Source organism: Pseudoalteromonas sp. GB43 (assembly GCF_054923805.1).
Window position 1 is genome coordinate 2,074,763 of sequence record NZ_JBPCHJ010000001.1, and the last position, 20,436, is coordinate 2,095,198.

The window sequence follows — 20,436 nt, forward strand, 5'->3', positions numbered from 1 at the left end:
TAATGGGACAAAAAGTTCATCCTACTGGTATTCGCCTAGGTATCTCTAAACCTTGGGTTTCTACCTGGTACGCGAATTCAAAAGATTTCTCTGATCAGCTTTTTGGCGATCACAAAGTACGTACTTTCCTTACTAAGGAATTAAAAGCGGCTTCTGTGTCTAAAATCGTTATCGAGCGTCCAGCTAAATCTATCCGTGTAACAATTCACACAGCTCGTCCTGGTGTTGTTATCGGTAAAAAAGGCGAAGACGTTGAAAAACTACGTCAAGCAGTAACTAAGATTGCAGGTGTTCCGGCTCAGATTAATATCGCTGAAGTTCGTAAGCCTGAACTTGATGCACAACTAGTAGCTGACGGTATTGCGTCACAGCTAGAGCGTCGTGTTATGTTCCGTCGCGCTATGAAGCGTTCGGTACAAAATGCAATGCGCATTGGTGCAAAGGGTATCAAAGTTGAAGTTAGCGGTCGTCTTGGCGGTGCTGAGATCGCACGTTCAGAATGGTATCGTGAAGGTCGTGTACCTCTACATACTCTTCGTGCTGATATCGACTACGCAACTTCTGAAGCCTTAACCACTTATGGTATCATTGGTGTTAAAGTTTGGATCTTCAAAGGCGAAGTTATTGGTGGTTTACCACTAGTACAAGAGCAAGAGAAGCCAGCTAAACGCGCGCCAAAGAAAGCCAAAAAAAGTGCTAAGTAGAGGTAGCGAGTAATGTTACAGCCAAAACGTACAAAATTCCGTAAAATGCACAAGGTCGCAACCGCGGTTTAGCGCAAAACGGTAACAAAGTAAGCTTCGGTACTTTCGGTTTGAAAGCTACTGGCCGTGGCCGTATGACTGCTCGTCAAATCGAAGCAGCTCGTCGTGCTATGACACGTCACGTAAAGCGTCAAGGTAAAATCTGGATTCGTGTATTCCCAGATAAGCCAATTACGAACAAACCATTAGAAGTTCGTATGGGTAAAGGTAAAGGTTCTGTTGAATATTGGGTTGCTGAAATTCAACCTGGTAAAGTACTTTACGAAATGGAAGGTGTTTCTGAAGAGCTTGCTCGTGAAGCATTTAACCTTGCAGCGCGTAAATTACCATTCACAACAACTTTCGTAACTCGGACGGTGATGTAATGAAAGCTAGCGAACTAAAAGACAAAAGCGTAGAAGAGCTAAATGCTGAACTTCTAGGACTTCTTCGTGAGCAGTTCAACCTGCGCATGCAAGCAAGCACTGGTCAGTTAGCTCAGACACACACGCTAAGAACAGTACGTCGCGATATCGCGCGTGTAAAAACAGTTATTAACCAGAAGGCAGGTCAATAATGAGCGATAAAATCCGTACTCTTCAAGGCCGTGTAATCAGCGACAAGATGGATAAATCTTTCACTGTTGCTATCGCACGTTACGTGAAGCATCCAGTATATGGAAAATTCATCAAACGTACGACTAAACTACACGTACATGACGAAAACAACACAGCTCAAACTGGTGACGTAGTTACTATTTCTGAGTGCGCTCCTATTTCTAAGACTAAGTCTTGGACTTTAGTAGACGTTGTTGAGCGTCCAAAGAAAGCTTAATTTTTAATTAAGTTTCCTTACTAAAAAGCCCCGGCATCTGCTGGGGCTTTTTGTTTTTAAAATACCGCTTACCGCCATTTTCTGATGAACTATTTCACTCATCTGACACTCTTAAAAATAAAAAGCGAGGCGCTTGGGTGTTAAAAGGGAATTACAAAGCATGGATCATCTCGATTACGCTACATGCTATGCTTTTATTGTTATTTGCTCGATATGGAAAGTCTGTGAAACTTCCCGCAGTCGCTGAACCGCCCAAGGTAATCAACGCGTATGTGAGTGTCGATTTAACAAAGCTACCTAGTTTGCAGAAGACTCAAGACAAACCTTTATCGGATCAGCCGCCAGAAATAGTTGATGAAGCGAAGGCTTTGCCGCTAAGAGAGGAAACCCCTCATAGCAGTCCTAAGCAGAAAAGAGATGCTAAGGTTGTTGAATACTCAGTTAGTGAATCCCAAGAAGTGACAACTGAGGTCGCAAAGCCTGATCAGGCACCTGAACACTCAAAAATAACCGAAGTACCCTTTAAAAAGCTCAACCCGTATGCGCCAATTCCAGAACTTAAGTTTGAAAATGACTCTTCTAATGCATCGCTATTTGGTCAGGTGAACGCCGCAAATAGTAATTCTTCTGTAGGCAGGATATCTGTACCTGTGCAATTAACAGTATCAGATAAGGCAAAAGTCGTTTGGCAGAGTGGTGATGGCAGCAAGCGCATCGAGGTGCTAAATGGTATGTGTTATGGCATCGATTTTAATTCAGTGTTTGGTAAATCTGGAGTGCCAAGCGGTTCGCCCAGACCTTGTGAAGACAAGGATGCTAAATTATTTAAAGAAATAATGAATAAGTGGAGTAAAAACTAATAAAAAAACACTTTACCTCAACTTAACTTGAGCTTTTAAAATGGCGTTTTTAAAAGGGCGCTACAATGAATCCATTAGAAAACTATCTATTAAGCTTGCAGATTAATACTTATAAAACTTCAATTTATCAAGTTATTGAAATACAAACGCGTATTTGGCAATCACTCCAATCAGGCTCTAGCTATGCACTGGCCATGCTGGAGGTATTAGAAGTAGTAAACCATTCAAAACAACAGCAGCATCAAGCACTGTTAAAGCAGGTGTTACAGCTTCTTGGCTATAGTGCCCAATCTCAAGTCGGTAATAATTTACTTGTTGCGCATAAGCGCTTTTCACATTCGTTAGAATTATTATGAGCTGTCATTATTAGGTCACAAAGGTTGGGTGAAATAATACTGTTTTAAGGATTGAAACGGAGTTTCTGCATCATGAATGAGCAGCCAGAGATAATTATTATAGGTAATGGCCCAATAAATACCGAGCTTGCTAAGCTGATTGATTGTTGCCCTCGTGTCGTTCGTTTTAACCGCTGTGCAGCAATGCCTACGCACCTAGGTAAGCGATGCACTGATCTATGGCTACTGGGCCGAGGAAGGCAGGCGCAAAGCTTACTTACTGATCCGCTTGTGATGCCGCTTGAAGGGATAAGTAAAGTTGTCGTCACTGATCCTGCGCCAAATTTACTTATGCAGCACATATTCAAACTGATCCGCCGTCAAAGCCGGCTTGACCATGGTGACGCTTTGTTTAATCGATATGGCAAAGGATTACAGCAAGAAAGGTTAACCCAGCAATTTCGCCAATCAGTCCTTGAGTATCTATTAACGTTAGGGCCAACAATACATAAGCCATATTGCCCAAGTTCAGGAACTTTAGCGATTGTTCACTACCTTAAATTGTTTTCAAAAGTGCATATAGCAGGTTTTGGTTTTCAGGGCTGGAAGCGTCATCCGTGGCATTTAGAAAAACGCTATGTATCAGAGTTAATTCACGAAAACAAAGTCATTATGCTTGACTGAAAAAAGGCACTTAGCCGAAACTAAGCGCCTTGGCTTAACGAAGTTACCAAATCATTTCTACAAATTCTGGGTGATCCACAAATGGGTTGCGGTTACCTTGATGTTCATAAGCGGCTTGGTTACGGTCAAGCTCTAATTGGCTAACGGGATCCTCGTTATGCCACTTTAATAACATAGTAACGACCCAGCTCTCAAAGACCTGATTAGATGAACCATTCAGTACAGCGTTACTGTAGGTTGTGTTGTTTTGCCATGAGCCAATCACGTTTTCATAGCGTGTTGCCATATAGAAGTACGCTCTTGCAAAGTCACCTTTAAATTCATCAATTGGTTCAAAAACCGTTCCTGAGTAATTTAATGAGCTGGCTGCACTACCTACTTTGCTGCCGTTACTAGAGGTATAGTTTGCACTAGCTACTTCACCAAATGGGTAGTTACTGCGTTTTGAATTGACATAACCGTCAGTGGCAAAAATATGATGTACGTCTGAATTCATTGGCTCAATTGTTCCACCAAACCAACTTTTCGGGAAAGAATGCTCACGGTTGTAGCAGTCTGCTTCGCTGTTGTATGTCCCACATTGGTCGCTCACAGCAACATAGTTGTAGCTGTCTTGGCGTTGCAGGGTTTTCTGAATAACGATCTAAAATAGAGTTGTCGTTTTCAAAATACTTATCGCGTGAAGCAACATCGTAAAAGCTCCAAATCGCAGAATAGCCTTGTGAGTTGTGATCTTTAATGATGTTGTATAACTCTGTTTTTAGTGCATAACCACTAAGGCCTTGCGTTGTAACATAGTATCCCGATGGCTCTGTTGGGGTTGTACCACCACCGTCACCGCCGCCTGAGCTATCGCCTAGGCTAAACGGCGTTGCTTCTGAGCTTTGGAAGCTTGCACCACTGGCAAGTACTGTTTGACCTAATGAAAGGCTGTAACTGCCATTGCCGAATGAGCAGCATATGCCATCACCATAACTATCAAAAATAGTAAAGCTATAGTCACCATCCGTTAAACATGCTTGCTCACTGTACTGAGTATTTGCTGCATAGCTGCCGCCTGATGCTACTGCACTACCTTGGCTATTGGTGATTTGCCAGCTGGTTTCTTCTCCATAGTTATCGGTAGTGAGGGTTAAAGACACTTGGTTATAGGCGCAGCTGCCCGAAGGTGGTGGGGTTGCGCCAGTGCTTGGTGCAAAGTTATCTACATAAACTACTTCGCTGCCATCAAAACCAGTTACGTCGTAAAAGCGCAGGCCAACATTAATTGATGTGGTAGCAGAGGCTGTGTACTGATAACTGATTTGTTGCCATTGATTAGTTAATGCTGAATTAGAATAGCCTTGATAGCCATCAACCACTAAGCGAGCTCTTACGCCGCCTTCTGTATGGTAAACCCAAGCTGAAAACTCATAAGTTTCACCCGCCACTACATCAACTAGCTGCTGTAAATCGGTATTACTTTGCGTGCCAGTATTAACCACGACTTGCGCTGAGTAATTACCTGAGTAAACCACATTACTATTAGCGCTAAGGCTAATACCGCTATCTATGGTGCTCCAGCTTGCAGGGGTGTTTGCTGACCAGCTTTCGAAGCTGGCGTTATTAACATTTGCCAATGCTGAACTCGCTAGGCACAGTAAGCCACTGGCTAGCATATATTTTTTACATGTCCCGTGTGACATTGTATTTTCCTTTTCATATTTTTTAATAGTTATTGCTGTTCTTAAAATGAACACAGCGAGTATAGGCTAATTGTCTTATGTTGCAATAATGTTAATTAATAAAAGTTTCTTATTTGGGAATTTTTGCTTTTAACATGTTTTTTTTGGATAAATACTAAATTAATAACTAAATGGAATATCAAAGCAGATTCTATTCTTTTTTAATCGCCTCAGACCTCGTTATTCTTCACGCTCAGATAAACCTTTAAAGCGTTTTTATTAGGTCTTTAAAGTCGAAAAAATTGTTCGCGAAATGACGGTAGCAAGTTCGTTTCGCAGTTAACTTTTCAGGGTTACGAGGAATAAATTCATGTTGTTAAGTCAACTAAATGCAGCGGCGAGCCCGCTATCGCAAGAGCAAGTACAAAAGCTGCAAGGCTTAGTGGCTGAACTTAATCCAATTCAGCAAGCGTGGGTAAGTGGTTACTTAGCTGCAAATGCCAACGCAGGTGCATTAACCGGTGGTGTTGCAGCCGCTCCAGATGCAGGTGATGCGGCCCCGCTAACTATTTTATACGGCTCTCAAACGGGTAACGCAAAAGGCGTGGCAAGTAAGTTAAAAGAGCAAGCAGAGTCGCGCGGTCTAACGGTTAAGTTAGTAAACATGGCTGACTACAAACCAACTGCCCTGAAAAAAGAAAAGTTCATCACGGTTGTTGTTTCAACTTACGGTGAGGGTGAACCACCAGAAGACGCTGAAAGTCTGCATGAATTCTTAACGACTAAAAAAGCACCAAAACTAGATGGTGTTAAAGTGGCTGTGATCGGCTTAGGTGATTCAAGCTACGAGTTCTTCTGCCAAACAGCAAAAGATTTTGAAGAGCGTTTTAACAAGCTTGGCGCAGAAACTATTTTCCAGCGTGCTGACTTAGATGTTGATTACGATGATGAAGCTGCTAAGTGGATTGACGGTGCACTTGATGCGTTTGAACCTGATCTTAAAGCGCAGCAGCAAGCAAGTGGTGGTCAAGTTGTGGCGATGCCATTTGGTGCCGCGGCACCAGCAGCAAGCCAATACACCAAGCAAAACCCATTTGCTGCAGAGCTTAGCGTTGTGCAAAAAATTACCGGTCGTGATTCAACCAAAGATGTGCGTCATGTTGAAATTTCATTAGAAGGTTCAGACATTACCTATACACCGGGTGACTCGCTAGGCGTTTACTTCTTAAATGACGAAGCGCTTGTTGATGAAGTCCTTGCGCTTACACAAATCGATTCATCTAGTACGGTTAAACTCGGCGACGAAGAACTAAGTATTCGTGATGCATTAATCGAAAAATTAGAATTAACTCAGTCTTACCCTGGCTTTGTTGAAAAATATGCAACAGCAACGGGCAACCCTGATTTATTAAAGCTAGTTGAAGATAGAGCGGCAATGCGTGAGTACATTGAGCCTCGCCAAATCTTCGATATTATTCTTCAAAACCCAGCTCAACTAGAAGCGCAAACATTAGTAGACTGCTTACGTAAACTACAAGCACGTTTATATTCGATTGCATCTAGCCAAGCAGAAGTTGAAGAAGAAGTTCATTTAACGGTGGGCTTGGTTGAGTTTGATGCATTCGGTAGCGAGCACTTAGGTGGTTGTTCTGGCTATTTAGCACGTCGTGCTGAAGAAGGCTGCAAAGTAAAAGTATTTAGCGAGCATAACGATAATTTCCGTTTACCGGCTAATGATGAAACGCCAATTATCATGGTAGGTCCGGGTACAGGTATTGCACCTTTCCGTGCGTTTTTACAAGAGCGTGATGCCCGTGAAGCAAGCGGTAAAAACTGGTTATTCTTTGGTAACCCACACTTTACCCAAGACTTTTTATATCAAGTAGAAATTCAAGGTTACTTGAAGTCAGGTTTACTGACAAAAGTGGATGTGGCGTTTAGCCGTGACCAAGCGGAAAAAGTATATGTTCAAGACAAACTTCGCAAAAACAGCCAAGAAGTATTTGCTTGGTTAGAAGCGGGTGCTCATTTCTATATCTGTGGTGATGCAAACCGTATGGCGAAAGATGTTCATCAGGCGCTTGTAGACATTATCAAAGAAAATAGCGGCAAAGATGATGAACAAGCTGAGCAATATTTAAAAGATTTACGTAGCGCAAACCGCTATCAGAAAGACGTGTACTAATCACGTTTAAAGCTAACAGCCGTCACTGTAACAAATTTAGGAAATACCATGAGCGAACAAGACAAAAACGTAAAGCTTTCTGATAACGAGCGTTTGAAAAGAGAAAGTAACTTTTTACGTGGCACCATTGAGCAAGATTTAAAAGACGAGATCACCGGTGGTTTCACTGCTGATAACTTCCAACTGATCCGTTTCCACGGCATGTACCAGCAAGATGACCGTGATATTCGCCCTGAGCGCGCCAAACAAAAACTAGAGCCGTTACATAATGTTATGTTACGTGCTCGTATGCCTGGCGGTATCATCAAGCCAGAGCAATGGTTAGCGATTGATAAGTTTGCTGAAGAGAAAACCAGCTATGGCAGTATTCGTTTAACCACACGTCAAACATTTCAGTTCCATGGTGTGCTTAAGCCAAATATTAAAGGCATGCACCAAATGCTTAATAGCGTGGGTATTGACTCAATTGCAACGGCGGGCGATGTAAACCGAAACGTGTTATGTACAACGAATCCTGTTGAGTCTGAGCTGCACCAAGAAGCGTACGAGTGGGCAGCGAAGATCTCTGAGCACCTATTACCAAAAACTAAAGCGTATGCTGAAATTTGGTTAAATGGCGAAAAGAGTGAAACCACTGAAGAGCCAATCTTAGGTTCAACTTACTTACCACGTAAGTTTAAAACCACAGTGACAATTCCACCGAACAATGAAGTGGATGTGCATGCGAACGACTTAAACTTTGTAGCAATTGCAGAAAACGGCAAGTTAGTTGGTTTTAACGTGTTAGTAGGTGGTGGTCTTGCGATGACTCACGGTGATACAGCAACGTATCCTCGTAAAGCAGATGACTTTGGTTTCATTCCACTTGAGCACACGTTAAAAATTGCTGAGCACGTGGTGTCTGTACAGCGTGATTGGGGTAACCGCTCAAATCGTAAAAATGCGAAAACTAAATACACACTAGACCGTGTAGGTTCTGATGTATTTAAAGCTGAAGTTGAAAAACGTGCCGGTGTTCAATTTGAGCAAAGCCGCCCGTATGAGTTCACTCACCGTGGTGACCGTATCGGTTGGGTTGAAGGTATTGATGGTAAGCACCACTTAACGCTGTTTATCCAAAGTGGCCGTATTTTAGATTACCCAAATCAACCTCTTAAAACAGGTTGCCGTAAAATTGCTGAAATTCACCAAGGTGATTTCCGCATGACTGCAAACCAAAACTTGATCATCGCAGGTGTTCCGGCTGATCAAAAAGCGGTAATCGAAGAGATTGCTCGCAACCATGGCTTAATTGATGACAGCCATACAGAGCAGCGTAAAAACTCAATGGCGTGTGTGGCATTACCAACCTGTCCGCTAGCGATGGCTGAGGCAGAGCGTTATTTACCAAGCTTAATTGAGAAAACAGAAGCGCTATTAGCTAAGCACGGCATTAGCGATGACAACATCATTATGCGTGTCGTGGGTTGTCCGAATGGCTGTGGCCGCGCAATGTTGGCAGAAGCGGGTCTGGTTGGTAAAGGTCCGGGTAAATACAACGTGTACTTAGGTGGTAACCGTGAAGGCACGCGTATTCCAAAATTGTATTTAGAAAATGTTGGCGAAGACGTATACCTAGACGCATTCGATAAGCTAATTGGCCAATGGGCAAGTGAGCGTAATGAAGGCGAGTGTTTTGGTGATTTTGTAATTCGCAAAGGCATTGTTGCTGAAGTTAAAGTTTCAGTAACCGATTTTCACGCATAATTTTGTAAGCGACACCGCTTTAAGGTTTGGAATTAACCATGAGTGAATTTAAAGACATCTTAACGATGAGCAAAGAAGACCAAACAGCCATGCTGGCTGATATTAATGGTCTTCTGACTGATAAAAGCGCAGAAGAGCGTGTTGCGTGGGCACTTGAAAACTTACCAAGCACGCACTTTTTGTCGTCTAGCTTTGGTATTCAAGCGGCGGTGATGTTGCACTTAGTGACATCACAGCAGCCAGATATTCCTGTGGTACTGACTGATACGGGTTATTTGTTCCCTGAAACCTATCAGTTCATCGAGCAAATGACGGAGCGACTTTCGCTTTATCTTAAGGTTTATAAAGCACAGCTTAGCCCAGCGTGGCAAGAAGCAAAGTTTGGTAAACTTTGGGAGCAAGGTGAAGAGGGTATTAAGCAGTACAATCAACTGAATAAAGTTGAGCCAATGACTCGCGCTTTAAACGAGCTGCAAGCAGGCACCTGGTTTAGTGGTTTGCGTCGTGATCAGTCATCAAGCCGTGCTGATAAGCAAATTGTTGAAATTAGCCGTGGCACAGTGAAAGTGTACCCACTTATCGAGTGGAATAACCGCGATATTTATCAGTATCTAACTAAGCATGATTTGCCGTATCACCCGCTTTGGGAGCAAGGTTATGTGTCTATGGGTGATGTTCACACCACCCGTAAACTTGAGCCTGGCATGACAGAAGAAGAAACGCGTTTCTTCGGTTTAAACCGTGAATGTGGCTTACATATTGATGGTGACGGTATCTAATCCTAAATTCCTATCAGAATTTTCTCAAAGCGCAGCTTAGCCTGCGCTTTTTTTGTGCTATTTATATACAATCCCTGGCTCAATTTTATGAGAGAAAATTATGAGTCGTGCCGTTGTTTTTTTATTATTGCTATTAATTACGCCTTTAGTGCGAGCAGAAACTTTACGTGTTGCGTTGTATGACACGGATTACCCACCTTATCATTTTGTTGATAGCGGTCAAAAAGGCCTAGTCGCTGATCTATTAAGCCGCTTTGCCGAAAAATATAATTATGATCTTCAGTACATGCTGGTACCAGAAGTGCGTTCGCAGCATTTACTTGATGAGGGTCAGGTTGATGTTCGTTTAGAGTCTGAGCAATGGTATCGTGGAGATAATCAATATTATTGGAGTGATAGTATTGCGATTGTTGAAGATATTTTAGTTATGCCCAGAGGTTGTCATATTCCAGCGATTGATGAGCTCGGCGGCTATGTGTTGATGGCTCGCTTTGGTTACACTTACCCGCAATTTGAAGCATTGTTTTCAGCTGGCAAGTTGCATCGTGAAGATTTTTACTCTGAAATAGATATGTTGAATGCTTTAGTCGATATGCAGCAAAATCAACGTGTTGCCGTCATCTCAAAAAACACATTGCAGTGGTATGCCTCAAGAAATCATGTCTTTAAGAAATTCACGGTAAGTGATTACAGTGTGGGCAGAGCGCCGATGCAATTACAGTTTACATACAATGAAAAAGGTAAGCATATGAGCGAGCAATTTAACGAATTTATGAAAAATCTTAAATCATCCGGTGAATTTGCTAAGATTGAGAGTAACTACCAATAATCGGTAAATGGAATGATTAAGCGTTTTTGTTATCTTGCGGTTATGTTGCTACTGACCAGTGTTGCCCTGCTGTTTTATATTAAAAAGCCAGACGGTAAACCTTACCTAGAGCTGAGCATGTTCGAGCGTTACTCAGAAAAAGTAAGTGGTGATGTGAGTGATTTTGCTTCGCAAGGTGCCGATACACTGACCAGCCAAGCAAAAAAGCTCACTGAGAAGTTGAGCTTGAGCAAAAACGCGGATGCACCTGTCGTCGTGTATAAATGGCAAGATGAACATGGTCAGTGGCACTATGCTGATACCCCTCACCCTAATTACGTTAGTACTACAGTAACTTTGGATCCGAACGATATAACTGTGTTACCTGCAGAGACTTTTCAAGCTGATGAAAAGCAAGCAGCAACAGTTAAAACTGACGAAGTACCTTCAGTGCTTGGGGTATACGACCCTAAAAATGTACAAAAGATGATGCAAGATGCTGAGCAAGTAAAACAGCTTATGGAGCAACGTAATAAGCAACTTGAGCAGCAGCTCAAAGAGTAAGGTGGGAATTAGCTTTGTTTGTTTTGCGCTGTGAGAATCGCTTTCCATTTTCATCAGTAAAATAGTGAGATAAATTTTGGTGGGTAACGAGAACAGCACACCAACAGCAATACACACTGCGCTTATCATAATGCCATGTATACCCATGCTATCACTTAAGTAATTGCCGGCTAATAAAGAATGCCCCAAAATGATTAGACAAATACCTAAAATAATAAAGGTTTTTAAGATTCGAATGATGGTTTGTTCAGTCATACAAGCACCTCACTTTAGCCTTAATTAAAGTGTAGGTACTGTTGTCATTAAGAGGATTGTTCTAAATCAAGCAAGTGTCGGTTATTTGTCTAATTTTAACGCGCTGGTTTTTATGCGCTTTTCATTTTTTGTAAATAAGTATGTTGGCCTAAACTGCAATTTATTGTAAAAAAGGGGCTGAAAATTCAGCCCCTTAGTTAACTTAAAAGCAATTACTGCTCAGCCAGCATATTACGCAGAACATACTGTAAAATACCGCCATGTTTGTAGTAGTCCCATTCTTTCGGGGTATCTATACGAACATCAACACTAAAGCTAATTTGTTTGCCTTCGCTGTTAGTGGCAATCACACTGACTTCATTGGTTTTGTCGTATAAGCCTTCAAAATCGAACGACTCTTGGCCGGTTAAACCGAGTGACTCATAGCTTTCACCTTCTTTAAATTGTAGGGGTAAAACACCCATACCAATCAGATTTGAACGGTGAATACGCTCATAACTTTGTGCAATAACGGCTTTAACACCAAGTAAAAGTGAACCTTTAGCAGCCCAGTCGCGTGATGAGCCTGTGCCATATTCCGCGCCCGCTAAAATAATCAGTGGCGTACCATCTTGCTGATATTGCATCGCTGCATCATAAATACTGGCGAGCTCATCACTTGGTTGCATACGGGTCACACCACCTTCGGTACCCGGTGCTAATAGATTACGTAAACGCACATTAGCAAAGGTACCGCGCATCATCACTTCGTGGTTACCACGACGCGAACCATACGAGTTAAATTGCGCTTTTTGCACACCGTGCTCTTGCAAGTAAAGACCTGCTGGGGCATCTGCTTTAATCGCACCTGCTGGCGAAATGTGGTCAGTGGTAACTGAGTCACCTAATTTTGCTAAACAGCGCGCACCACTAATGCTAGGAATACCAGGAGGCTCAATCTCCATACCATCAAAGAATGGCGCTTTTTTGATGTAGGTTGACGCATCATCCCAATCATAAAGTTTGCCATCAGGAATTTGAATTTTCTGCCAACAATCATCACCTTTATACACATTGCCATAGCTTGATGCGAACATTTCTTTGGTCACGGTCTCGCGGACGAGTTCGTTTACCTCACTAACACTTGGCCAGATATTTTTTAGATAAATGTCATTACCATTAGGGTCTTGCGCAAGCGGCTCGTTATACACGTCTATATCTGTACGACCCGCAATTGCGTATGCAACCACAAGCGGTGGTGACGCTAAAAAGTTCATTTTCACATCTTGGTGAATACGGCCTTCAAAGTTACGGTTACCCGATAAAATAGAGCTTACAACTAGTTTATGCTTTTGAATAGCTTCACTGATTTCATCAGCTAAAGGCCCTGAGTTACCGATACAGGTTGTACAACCATAACCGACAAGGTTAAAGCCTAACGAATCTAAATCATCCATTAAGTCGGCTTTTTTCAAGTAATCAGTCACAACTTGTGAGCCAGGAGCAAGTGAGGTTTTAACCCATGGCTTAACCTTTAATCCTAATTGTTTGGCTTTTTTAGCCACTAAACCCAGCAGCTAAAATAACACTTGGGTTTGACGTGTTTGTACAACTTGTAATTGCAGCAATGACACAAGCACCATCATTAAGCTCAAACTCTTCGCCTTTAAAGTTAACCTTAGCTGCGCCCATAAACTGTGCTTCGTTTACTGGCTCATCAGGGTTAGTGGTTGGGCCCTCGTCTTCAATGCGCGCCTCTTGAACATCGCTTTTATCGCGATGTTGCATACGCTCTTCTTGAAAGCCTTTTAAATGCTCACCAATGATGCTACCTGCTTTATCAAGGGCAATTCTATCTTGCGGGCGCTTAGGTCCGGCAAGGCTTGGCACAACATCATCAAGTGATAGCTCTAGTGTGTCGGTATAATGAGCCTCATCGCCAGGGTTACGCCATAAACCTTGGTGCTTAGCATAGTCCTCGATGAGTTTGAGTTGTTTGTCATCGCGGTTAGTTAAACGTAGGTAGTTGATGGTTTCATCATCAATTGGGAAAATACCGCAGGTTGCACCATACTCAGGCGCCATGTTTGCAATAGTTGCACGGTCTGCAAGTGGTAAATCAGCTAGACCATCACCATAAAACTCAACAAATTTACCTACTACGCCATGCTTACGCAGCATTTCTGTTACGGTTAGTACGAGGTCTGTTGCAGTTGTGCCTTCTGGCAGGCGACCATTGAGCTTAAAGCCAACGACCTGTGGAATAAGTAAGCTGATTGGTTGACCAAGCATTGCGGCTTCGGCTTCAATACCACCCACACCCCAGCCTAATACCCCAAGGCCATTGATCATGGTGGTGTGCGAATCGGTTCCGACTAGGGTATCTGGGTAGGCGAGTGATTTACCATTTTTACTATCGTTAAATACCACGCGGGCTAAATATTCTAAATTTACTTGGTGTACGATGCCGGTTGCTGGTGGCACGACTTTCAAGTTATCGAAGGCAGTTTGCCCCCAGCGTAAAAATTCGTAACGCTCTTTGTTACGCTCATATTCAAGTTTTGCATTTAAGTCGAATGAACCATCTTCACCGTAGCCGTCAACTTGCACAGAGTGGTCAATAACAAGCTCGGCAGGCGACAGTGGATTAATTTTCGCAGGGTCGCCGCCAAGTTTTTCCATGGCATCACGCATCGCGGCTAAATCGACTATGGCGGGTACGCCGGTAAAATCTTGCATTACAACGCGAGCGGGCGTAAACGCGACTTCTGCTGATGGTTTCGCTTGTGGATCCCAGTTTAGTAAAGCATCGATATCTTGCTTTTTAATATTAACGCCATCTTCATTGCGCAACAGGTTTTCAAGTAAGATTTTTAGAGAGAATGGTAGACGTTTTGCTTTGTCGCCTAAACCTTGTAAAGAGTGAATATGATATTGCTCACCATTAATCGTAAGCTGCTTTTGGGTATCAAAACTGTTATTCATTATTTGCCCCTGTGGTTTGAGCAAGCAATTTGGCTTGCTTTGTTGTTTCCTTTTCGAAATAGACACAGTGTTATTGCAAACTTAATACCAGCTGAGAAATTCATCTAGCTGATGAAAAAATATGCTACCTAATATAGTTGCTGCTGATGTGATTTATTTCAAGGGAAGGGGGCAGATAAAAAGGGTAGTCACTTTAAACCACCCTCAGAAATAAGTGTTTTTAGTTAAGCCAGTTTTGTTGTTTACCTTTATGGCTAATAAACAATAATAGTAAACCAATAACAATCACGCACAATGGCATTGCTAATGCGCTAGTACCAAACATAGCAAGGCTATCTATCACCACAAAATTATAATATTGCTGGACTAATACGGCGATAAACGAGATTAAAAATAACTCGCGCGCAAGGGCTTTTTTTACCAGTAATAAGATGCTCGCGAAGCTTGCTGCAAACACGGCTATCGCAAAGGCAGCCGTTGACCAGAGCGGTATGTCGCGGTATGCGGCTTGTTGTGCTTCGGGGAGTTGGTTAATCATTTCGGGTGTGATCAACAGTTGCATTATAAATGCAATGACACCTAAAAGATTCCATACAAGGGCTGCCCAAGCAAGTGGCTTGAGCCAAGCTGGAGGATTCATAAATCACCTTTTATTGTTGTTATAATCGCATTCAATTAAAGGTGATTTATGCTAACTAAGCAAGCTCTAGTTAACCAAAAGAGATAGGGCGGCGACCGGTTTTTTCGTCTACTTTTGGTTTTTTAGTACGTTTACGCTTCGATTTTTTTGGCGCTTCTTCAGTGCTTTGTGGTTGTGCTTTTTGTACAGGTTCCGGTGGGCGAGGATTCGGTGTTGCATCTTCGCTTAAAGTAAGTTGGAACAACTCACCATCGAAAGCCAACACGTCACCACTGTATAATTTTTTCCGTTTTATTGTACAAATTTCATAGTTAACCCCAACATAACCTTCACCAATTAAGGCTTTTGCTTGGTCACCAGTTTCGACTAGGTCGAGCACTTTTAACAAGTTGCATAACTCTATTGGCTCTTCTTCTAGTTCAATTTCGATGAAATCTTCGTTCATGTTGGTCTCTCTTAATTCAATCGCAGCCATTATAAAGCCTAGCACTCAATTGAACCAAGATTAAATTTTTAAGCTCTTCAGGCGGTTAAAATTTACAGCAATAAAAAATCTGACATTTTTCTAAACAGTAAAAAAACTGCAGTATTTACTGGGTACACTGCGCGCGTTCGGAATTGGTGTACAAATTGCTAAATGCATGTCCGTTTCATTTTTTATTCGTTCAGGAGAAGTTGTAATGGGCGTAAGATCTGCGCTAAGAAAAGAGTTAATGGGTTTGCAAGATTCGTCATTGCTTGCTGCAGATGATGTGCGAGCTTTGTTAACGCAAACAATTAAATCTCAGCCTGAAAAGTCAGAACAAGGTTTTGCGTTAATTTCGCGTTTTAATGATAACCATAGCCAGCTGAGTTCAGGGGAAACAAATAAAGAAAAACTGCTTCAGCATCAAACTCACCGTTTATTTAAAGATATTTTATATACCCGTCAAAGTGTTAATAGTTGGCTAAAAAAACATCTTAATTAATTGATTTATTGTTTTTCTCACTTTAGACTACATTTGTAATCTAAAGTGAGAAAGAATATGAAAAGGATAATTTCGGCAGCCATATTTTTAATTTTGGCTGGTTGTCAGCAAGCTACAGTCTACGTATACACAGAAAATCTTGATCAGTCGCAGTTGCAATCATTAGAGCAAGCATTAAATAAGCAAAGCTTACCCTATGAATACACTCAGCTCCCAGTGCCAAGAGAGTTTGCGGATGCAACCTTAATGTTATCGAGTGATAAAATCCTCACTCATGAAACTGAGCAACTTGCTGAAATTATGCAAGGATTGGGTTATGAAGTTGAAATCAAATACACCACAGATGCCAACCACTTTTACAATCATGGCAATATTGGCTTTTATTTAAAAGCTAAAAATACTACCACTAATTTTACTATGCCGGCTCGTGTACTCACCACAGGATGTGTTGAAGACAAGTATAATGATCTTGTCGTTACATTCAGTGATAAGCAAGCTCACTTTACTCTTGCTGGCGGTAGTAAAGTTACTCTTGATTGGGAATACTTATACGGTCACCTAGTCATTTATTATAAAAACTATTCGCAAAGTTACAGCCATTTAACGCCAGAAGTGAGTACCCCTTTTGGTATGAAACCATCAGACACTTACCGTTACACGGCTCGCGTTAATAGCCCAAGTTGGTTAAATTGCTCATTTCAAATTGTGTATATGGACTAGCTACGTGACTCAAGGTAAGTGCTTAACTTAGTAATACGTTCACTCATACCTTCGATTATGCGATCTTTAATTTTCTCGCGGATCACATTCGGCAAGCGGGTAAGTGCTTCAGGGGTGATAGCTAACAAAATGGTATCAACTTTTGCGCGCGCACTCGTACTGTGCTCGCGGTTATTGATAAAAGCACCTTCACCGATAAATTCGCCAGGCTCAATCGTGCCAAGTTCAAGAAGATGGCTTTGTTTGAATACCATCAGTGAGCCGCTTAGCACAATATAAAGCCGCTTATCAGTATCGTATTGTTTGAAAACAGCGCGGCCCTGCTTGACCAAATATAAATGGCTAAATGACTCTAATAACACTTGTCGTTCGCTTAATGTGAACTCTCTAAAAAATGGTAATCTGTTAATAATTTCCATTTGTTTAATTAGTGGAATGTGCTCGATTAAATTCATTGACTCACATTGGGTTGCGCGAAATTAGCTAATATTGCGCTCTTTTAGCTTGCGGGTCAATGTATTACGACCCCAGCCGATCTTCACTGCGGCTTCTTGCTTGTGCCCAGCACAGTTGGCAAGAGCAGTTTTAATCAAGCGAGTCTCGAGTTGTGCTTGAATGGCAGGCCAAATATTCTCTTTACCTTGTTTAAGTTCAAGGTTAAGCCATTGTTGAAATGCATCTAGCCAGTCGCCTTCTTGCTCGATTGGTGTAACTGCGACGATTTCAGGTGGTAAATCTTGTTCACTAATAAGTTCACCCGGCGCCATAACGGTTAACCAACGGCAGGTGTTTTCTAATTGGCGCACGTTACCTGGCCAGTTAAATAGGCGTAGTTGCTCAGTGGCTTTTGGGCTTAAAATTTTGCTGTCAACTTGCAGCTCTTTGGCACTTTTATGTAAAAAGTGTTGTGCTAGTCGTTCAATATCTTCCGTACGCTCACGCAGCGCGGGTAAGCGTAAACGCACTACGTTTAAGCGGTGGAATAAGTCGTCACGAAACTTACCTTGTTTTACCAAGTCTTCGAGGTTTTGGTGCGTTGCAGCAATAATACGTACATCAACTTTAATACTTTGATGGCCGCCCACTCGGTAAAACTCACCATCGGCTAACACGCGTAATAAACGTGTTTGAACGTCGAGTGGCATATCACCAATTTCATCTAAAAATAAGGTGCCGCCATTCGCTTGTTCAAAACGGCCTTTACGAATGCTGTCGGCTCCAGTAAATGCGCCTTTTTCGTGGCCAAATAACTCTGACTCAACTAATTCTTTAGGAATGGCAGCCATATTCAGAGCTATAAATTGGTTTTCTTTGCGTGGGCTGTGGTTATGCAGGGCGCTTGCAACTAGCTCTTTACCTGTCCCTGACTCACCATTAATCAGCACGCTCATACTTGATGCTGATAATTTACCGATCGCGCGAAACACCTCTTGCATTGCAGGTGCTTCACCGATGATATGCGCATTGGTTTGTGGTGCTTGTTTGCGTTTAGTTTTCTTCGTTGAGTTAGCGCGACATGCGCTTTCTACCAGTGCCACGGCTTCGTCTAAGTCAAACGGTTTGGCGAGGTACTCAAACGCCCCTTTTTGGAAGGCATTTACCGCCGAATCTAAATCCGAGTGAGCTGTCATGATAATAACAGGTAAGCCAGGATTTTGCTCGGCAATTGTTTCGAGTAACGCCATGCCGTCCATGCCAGGCATACGCACATCAGATACCAATACCGTGGGCTGGCTAAACTTTAATGCGTTAAGCACATCTTGTGCGTTTGCATAGCTTTCAGTGTCAAATCCTGCACGTGCCAACGCTTTTTCCAATACAAAGCGAATTGAGGCATCATCATCAACTAACCAGACTGTTTTCATGACTACTCCAAAAAACCATTAATCCGTAAAAGGCAAATAGATATTAAATTCTGTATAACCTGGCCAACTGTCACAATCAATGTGGCCGTCATGTTGGTCAACCAAGGTTTGCGCTATCGATAAACCAAGCCCTGATCCATTTTCTTTGTTGGTGATCATTGGGTAGAACAAGGTTTCACGTAAGCTCTTGTCTATACCTGGGCCGTTATCCGAAATTTGGATCAGCAAGGTTTTTTTCGGTGCCTTACCCGGGCGCCTGTGTTGATGATTGATGCGAGTTTTTATTCTTATCTCGCCACCATCAACAAGTGCCTGTTGTGCATTACGAATAATGTTCAGTACCACTTGCTGAATTTTACTCTGATCTATGTATACACTCGGTATACTTGGATCATAGTCTTTCACTAAAGTGATATTGGCATTGTTGTCTAACATGCTCAGTTTAATCACCGACTCTAACGCTTGGTGAATATTGCCATGGGATTTGTGTGGCAGTTGATTCGGACCAAGTAAACGGTCGACAAGCTCGCGTAAACGGTCTGCTTGTTCAATGATTAATTCGGCACATTGATCACGTTCTTGCTGATCAACCTCATACTGCAATAATTGCGCCGCTCCGCGAATTCCACCTAAAGGATTTTTAATTTCATGTGCTAAACCACGAATAAGGTTACGGGCAGCTTGATATTGATGCATTTGATTCGAAGCTTGGTCATGGCGAATTTCATCATCCATTTGGCGGCATTCGAACAGGATATAATTTTCATCGTTGCTACTTATTCGGCGTGTGCTAATAGTTAACTTGGCATGGCGAGAATCGACGAACACCACGTCAGCTCTATGTTGGTGGCAATCGACACCGTCAAACAACGAATACTGAGCAATACGTTTTAAATCTATCGAGTGGTAGTTAAATAGGTTGTCGAACGGTTGGTTGATGATACGTTTTGGGCCTAAACCTAAAAGCTCACTGGCGCTATCGTTTGCGTAAACCAGTTTAAAATCATGATCGAGTAAAATAACAGCAGTACTTAAATTTTTCCAAATACTGTCGAGTAATTGAGAATTAAAATGTAAATCTCTGAGCATGGTTGCACCATTTTAGTGCGTTTCAATTTAGTGCAGCTTAGCATACTCTTTTTGCTTTGCGAGACATCATGTCGAAAATTCTAATTTCCGTTATTAATTGAAGTTCTGTGCATGAAAAAAGTGCTGATTGGGCTAACTGAAACGAGTTTATTATTTGCATCAAAAAGTTTCGCTTGTAATGTGTGTTCGCCTCGAAAGACCTCTCTTAGAGCAAAGGTCGTGCTATTACTTGGTGCGCCATGAGGTGAACCATCAACGAGTAATTGAACTTTGAAACCAGTTTCAAAACGGGGGCTGATTCGTGTAGTAACATAAACAGAACCTGTATTTTCTCTCACAGTTTCTTCATTTGCGGGGGCTGCAATTGACACTTTAAAGTTAACAGGGACTGCACTTGGAGCAGTATCAAGAATACTGGTATCAGCTGCAGGCATTGTAAGGTTTTGGGTATTTAACTTGACCTCAGTAGCACCGGGGCGAGGAGTATCAGAAAATACTAATACACCATTCTCATCTTTCCAAGAATAGACTTTTTGTGCTGCTGTATAACCAAAAAAGCTTGTAAATAAAAACGATAATACCAATAAGGTTGTGCTTTTCACCCTGCGACCCTGCATTTTTTCACTTAACTAAAACTGTAGAGTAGAACCCGCTCAATTACCATTAAAAAAGCCCGCAGAGCGGGCTTGAGAACACACATTTATTATCTTTTAGATAATTCTGATACAGCGTG

General features: G+C 42.1%; 19 protein-coding genes and 3 pseudogenes. 14 read left to right on the forward strand and 8 right to left on the reverse strand.

Annotated features, from left to right (window positions below):
- Positions 1-2 precede the first annotated feature (2 nt).
- The 7 genes and pseudogenes from rpsC (at position 3) to ACRWSG_RS09985 (ending at position 3,456) form a co-directional block, all read left to right on the forward strand.
- The gene (gene rpsC / locus ACRWSG_RS09955; RefSeq protein WP_054552370.1) at positions 3-704 is read left to right on the forward strand and encodes a 30S ribosomal protein S3; all 702 of its coding nucleotides are present in this window, start codon (positions 3-5) and stop codon (positions 702-704) included.
- Between the two features lie 12 nt (positions 705-716).
- Positions 717-1,129 (forward strand): annotated as a pseudogene (gene rplP, locus ACRWSG_RS09960) (50S ribosomal protein L16).
- Complete coding sequence (rpmC, locus tag ACRWSG_RS09965; protein ID WP_054552371.1) at positions 1,129-1,320, forward strand: 50S ribosomal protein L29; 192 nt, start codon at positions 1,129-1,131, stop codon at positions 1,318-1,320. Before rplP ends, rpmC begins: the two are co-directional and overlap by 1 nt.
- On the forward strand, positions 1,320-1,577 hold the full coding sequence (gene rpsQ, locus ACRWSG_RS09970) for a 30S ribosomal protein S17 (RefSeq protein WP_054552372.1): 258 nt from the start codon (positions 1,320-1,322) through the stop codon (positions 1,575-1,577). The genes rpmC and rpsQ overlap by 1 nt, the downstream gene beginning before the upstream one ends.
- Before the next feature lie 50 nt (positions 1,578-1,627).
- Complete coding sequence (locus ACRWSG_RS09975; protein ID WP_194442450.1) at positions 1,628-2,437, forward strand: hypothetical protein; 810 nt, start codon at positions 1,628-1,630, stop codon at positions 2,435-2,437.
- A 65-nt stretch (positions 2,438-2,502) separates the two neighbouring features.
- On the forward strand, positions 2,503-2,793 hold the full coding sequence (locus ACRWSG_RS09980; RefSeq protein ID WP_054552374.1) for a hypothetical protein: 291 nt from the start codon (positions 2,503-2,505) through the stop codon (positions 2,791-2,793).
- A 72-nt stretch (positions 2,794-2,865) separates the two neighbouring features.
- Positions 2,866-3,456, forward strand: coding sequence for a hypothetical protein (locus ACRWSG_RS09985; protein ID WP_194442449.1), 591 nt, complete (start codon positions 2,866-2,868; stop codon positions 3,454-3,456).
- Positions 3,457-3,499: 43 nt separating this feature from the next.
- Here the strand turns inward: ACRWSG_RS09985 and ACRWSG_RS09990 are convergent.
- Positions 3,500-5,141 (reverse strand): annotated as a pseudogene (locus ACRWSG_RS09990) (endonuclease).
- A 349-nt stretch (positions 5,142-5,490) separates the two neighbouring features.
- Between ACRWSG_RS09990 and ACRWSG_RS09995 the strand changes: the two are divergent.
- The 5 genes from ACRWSG_RS09995 (at position 5,491) to ACRWSG_RS10015 (ending at position 11,202) form a co-directional block, all read left to right on the forward strand.
- On the forward strand, positions 5,491-7,305 hold the full coding sequence (locus ACRWSG_RS09995) for an assimilatory sulfite reductase (NADPH) flavoprotein subunit (RefSeq protein WP_194442447.1): 1,815 nt from the start codon (positions 5,491-5,493) through the stop codon (positions 7,303-7,305).
- A 48-nt stretch (positions 7,306-7,353) separates the two neighbouring features.
- Positions 7,354-9,051 carry an assimilatory sulfite reductase (NADPH) hemoprotein subunit gene (cysI, locus tag ACRWSG_RS10000; RefSeq protein WP_062566681.1) on the forward strand — a complete coding sequence of 566 codons (1,698 nt, stop codon included), beginning with the start codon at positions 7,354-7,356 and terminating at the stop codon, positions 9,049-9,051.
- A gap of 38 nt (positions 9,052-9,089) precedes the next feature.
- Entirely contained in the window at positions 9,090-9,830 is a 741-nt protein-coding gene (locus tag ACRWSG_RS10005; RefSeq protein WP_462166188.1) for a phosphoadenylyl-sulfate reductase, read from the forward strand.
- A gap of 100 nt (positions 9,831-9,930) precedes the next feature.
- Positions 9,931-10,659, forward strand: a complete 729-nt coding sequence (locus ACRWSG_RS10010) for a substrate-binding periplasmic protein (protein WP_194442445.1) — start codon at positions 9,931-9,933, stop codon at positions 10,657-10,659.
- A gap of 12 nt (positions 10,660-10,671) precedes the next feature.
- A complete protein-coding gene (locus ACRWSG_RS10015) occupies positions 10,672-11,202 on the forward strand; it encodes a DUF4124 domain-containing protein (RefSeq protein ID WP_194442444.1) in 531 nt (176 codons plus the stop codon).
- Positions 11,203-11,669: 467 nt separating this feature from the next.
- Here ACRWSG_RS10015 and acnA read toward each other — a convergent pair.
- The 3 genes and pseudogenes from acnA to ACRWSG_RS10030 form a co-directional block, all read right to left on the reverse strand.
- Positions 11,670-14,421, reverse strand: a pseudogene (gene acnA / locus ACRWSG_RS10020) (aconitate hydratase AcnA).
- Positions 14,422-14,641: 220 nt separating this feature from the next.
- Positions 14,642-15,061: a hypothetical protein gene (locus tag ACRWSG_RS10025; RefSeq protein WP_054552384.1), complete on the reverse strand. Its 420-nt coding sequence runs from the start codon at positions 15,059-15,061 to the stop codon at positions 14,642-14,644.
- A 70-nt stretch (positions 15,062-15,131) separates the two neighbouring features.
- Positions 15,132-15,506: an RNA-binding S4 domain-containing protein gene (locus ACRWSG_RS10030; RefSeq protein WP_462166924.1), complete on the reverse strand. Its 375-nt coding sequence runs from the start codon at positions 15,504-15,506 to the stop codon at positions 15,132-15,134.
- Positions 15,507-15,741: 235 nt separating this feature from the next.
- Here ACRWSG_RS10030 and ACRWSG_RS10035 point away from each other — a divergent pair, with 235 nt between their 5' ends.
- Together ACRWSG_RS10035 and ACRWSG_RS10040 are read left to right on the forward strand one after the other, a co-directional pair.
- A complete protein-coding gene (locus tag ACRWSG_RS10035; RefSeq protein ID WP_062566674.1) occupies positions 15,742-16,029 on the forward strand; it encodes a hypothetical protein in 288 nt (95 codons plus the stop codon).
- A gap of 57 nt (positions 16,030-16,086) precedes the next feature.
- A complete protein-coding gene (locus ACRWSG_RS10040) occupies positions 16,087-16,749 on the forward strand; it encodes a hypothetical protein (RefSeq protein WP_054552386.1) in 663 nt (220 codons plus the stop codon).
- Here the strand turns inward: ACRWSG_RS10040 and ACRWSG_RS10045 are convergent.
- The 4 genes from ACRWSG_RS10045 to ACRWSG_RS10060 all read right to left on the reverse strand — a co-directional run bounded on the left by ACRWSG_RS10045 (position 16,746) and on the right by ACRWSG_RS10060 (position 20,287).
- A complete protein-coding gene (locus tag ACRWSG_RS10045; protein WP_138599054.1) occupies positions 16,746-17,204 on the reverse strand; it encodes a cyclic nucleotide-binding domain-containing protein in 459 nt (152 codons plus the stop codon). The genes ACRWSG_RS10040 and ACRWSG_RS10045 overlap by 4 nt on opposite strands.
- Positions 17,205-17,228: 24 nt before the next feature.
- Positions 17,229-18,614 (reverse strand): nitrogen regulation protein NR(I), encoded by a 1,386-nt coding sequence (ntrC, locus tag ACRWSG_RS10050; RefSeq protein ID WP_054552388.1) that lies wholly within the window; start codon positions 18,612-18,614, stop codon positions 17,229-17,231.
- Between the two features lie 18 nt (positions 18,615-18,632).
- Complete coding sequence (gene glnL, locus ACRWSG_RS10055; protein ID WP_462166190.1) at positions 18,633-19,703, reverse strand: nitrogen regulation protein NR(II); 1,071 nt, start codon at positions 19,701-19,703, stop codon at positions 18,633-18,635.
- An 80-nt stretch (positions 19,704-19,783) separates the two neighbouring features.
- A complete protein-coding gene (locus ACRWSG_RS10060) occupies positions 19,784-20,287 on the reverse strand; it encodes a DUF4124 domain-containing protein (RefSeq protein ID WP_462166191.1) in 504 nt (167 codons plus the stop codon).
- Positions 20,288-20,436 lie beyond the last annotated feature (149 nt).